Genomic DNA, 1,892 nt, shown 5'->3' with positions numbered 1-1,892 from the left:
TCTCTACGGAAAGTGACAGAAGAGGGGTATTTGCGATCGCGCTTAATTTAATGTCTGAAGCCGAAGTCCGCAAGGTAGAAATTCCTAAATCTACTAAAGATCAAATCTATGGTTGGTTTGCAACTCGCACTCGGACTACAGAGGCAGAGTTTGGAGGTGGACTTGAGGCGGGTATTAATTTGCTCAGTTTTCTGAAAGCTCAATTAAAAGCTGATGCCAAAGTTAGAGAAGAAATTACACAGGAATTTGAACGCAAAATCTCAGATTTAGTTGAGCAGATTAATATAATTGCAGCGTTGATTCAAACTGTTACTAAAAAAGAGGTTATAGTCATCATTGATGATATAGATAAACTAGACTTGGGAAGAGTTAAAGATATTTATGGAGATAATATTAAAGCTCTGTTCCAACCTAATTTTAGGATTATTTATACTATCCCTATTTCTATAATGTGTGACACTTTCTTGTGGCCACTTATTAGCGCAGAAACTAACTACCAAACTGTAGTAATGCCTGTGATAAAAATTTTTAACAAGGGTGAAAATCGCTCACCTGATGCCCAGCCTCGGCATGAAGCAAAAAATATTTTATGTTGGATATTACAAAAACGTATTCCTAGTGAATTAATAGATAAGTCATCTATAGAAAATATTGTTTTTTATAGTGGTGGAGTACTGCGGGAATTGATTCGGATAGCTAATGTATGTTGTCGCATTTGCCTGCGGCTTATCCGGCAGAAACCAGGAGAAAAAATTGTCATTGATGAGCAAATTTTAGAACAAGCGATTAAGCAAATTCGGAATGACCTTTCTATACGTTTAGGAAGGGAAGATTTTGAAATTTTGAAAATTACTTATGAGCAGTTTGACCCTCAAGATGTGCAGCAGCAAAAGTTCTTAGAACTACTGCATGGGCTGTATGTTTTGGAATATCGTAATGATGAAACTTGGTATGATGTTCACCCCATTCTTGTAGAAACTTTGAAACGCAGGGGGTTGATTAATGATGGATAATGATTTATTAACAGATGTCGAAAATAGAGATGCTTATGATGACTTAATTGTTTCCGTTGAGGCTAAAGCAAATCGGTTAAATTTGCTAATAGGTGTTTGTGATGATGCTAGTTTTCGGGATGAAGTTATTGCTCAGTATGAGGCAGAATTACAGTCGCAAATTCGTTGCTATCGGGTAACATTGGCAAGGGGCGAACCAAGTTTGAGGGCTGCTATTGCTCAACTGGTAAAATCTGAAGAATATTTGCAGCAACATAACCCAGCAGTAATTAGTGTGACTGGTGCAGAAGAGCTTCATTTTTTGAAGTTGGGCGAGGAACGTTCAGAACAAGAGATTTTTTTCGGTTATTTGCAGTGGACTAGGGAAGGCTTGAGGGCGTTTCCTTTTGCGGTTGTCTTGTGGGTGACTAATCAAATATTAGTTGAGTTAATTAAAAAAGCACCTGATTTTTGGAGTTGGCGCAATGGTGTTTTTCGGTTTACATCTAGAAGGAAAAACACTATTTCTGCTAGAGAATTAGAGCCGATTCGGTTTGCTTTTACAGGTAATGAATTATCTGGCGTTGATGATGACAATGATTATTTATTGCCTATAGAAGATTTGCAAGGATTTATTCAAGATTTAGAACAGCGCGGTGTAAAAGATACAACGTTAGCGACTTTATACTTTAGCTTAGGTGATATTTATAGAAAAAGACTTGAACGGGGTGAGTGTCAAGATTATAAAAAAGAGCAAGAATTAGGCATTAAGTATTTAAACAAAGCTGTAGAATTGCAAAAAGAATTAGGTTTAGAAAAAGACTTAGCCACAAGCCTCAACAATTTAGCATTACTCTACGATTCCCAAGGTAGATACAGCGAAGCCGAACCTTTGTACAT

2 protein-coding genes are annotated in these 1,892 nt (G+C 36.9%); both read left to right on the top strand.

What is annotated here, in order from left to right; all coding sequences use genetic code 11:
- Positions 1-1,013: AAA family ATPase (locus tag NCWK1_RS28880; protein ID WP_103127048.1), on the top strand; the 1,013-nt coding region annotated here is incomplete at its 5' end.
- Positions 1,003-1,892: tetratricopeptide repeat protein (locus NCWK1_RS28875; RefSeq protein WP_245895021.1), on the top strand; the 890-nt coding region annotated here is incomplete at its 3' end. The genes NCWK1_RS28880 and NCWK1_RS28875, both read left to right, overlap by 11 nt.

Source organism: Nostoc cycadae WK-1, from assembly GCF_002897135.1.
In the GTDB taxonomy this organism is placed as follows: Bacteria; Cyanobacteriota; Cyanobacteriia; order Cyanobacteriales; family Nostocaceae; genus Nostoc_B.
The sequence above is the reverse complement of the archived record's forward strand: the minus strand, read 5'-3'. Positions and strand labels throughout refer to the sequence as shown.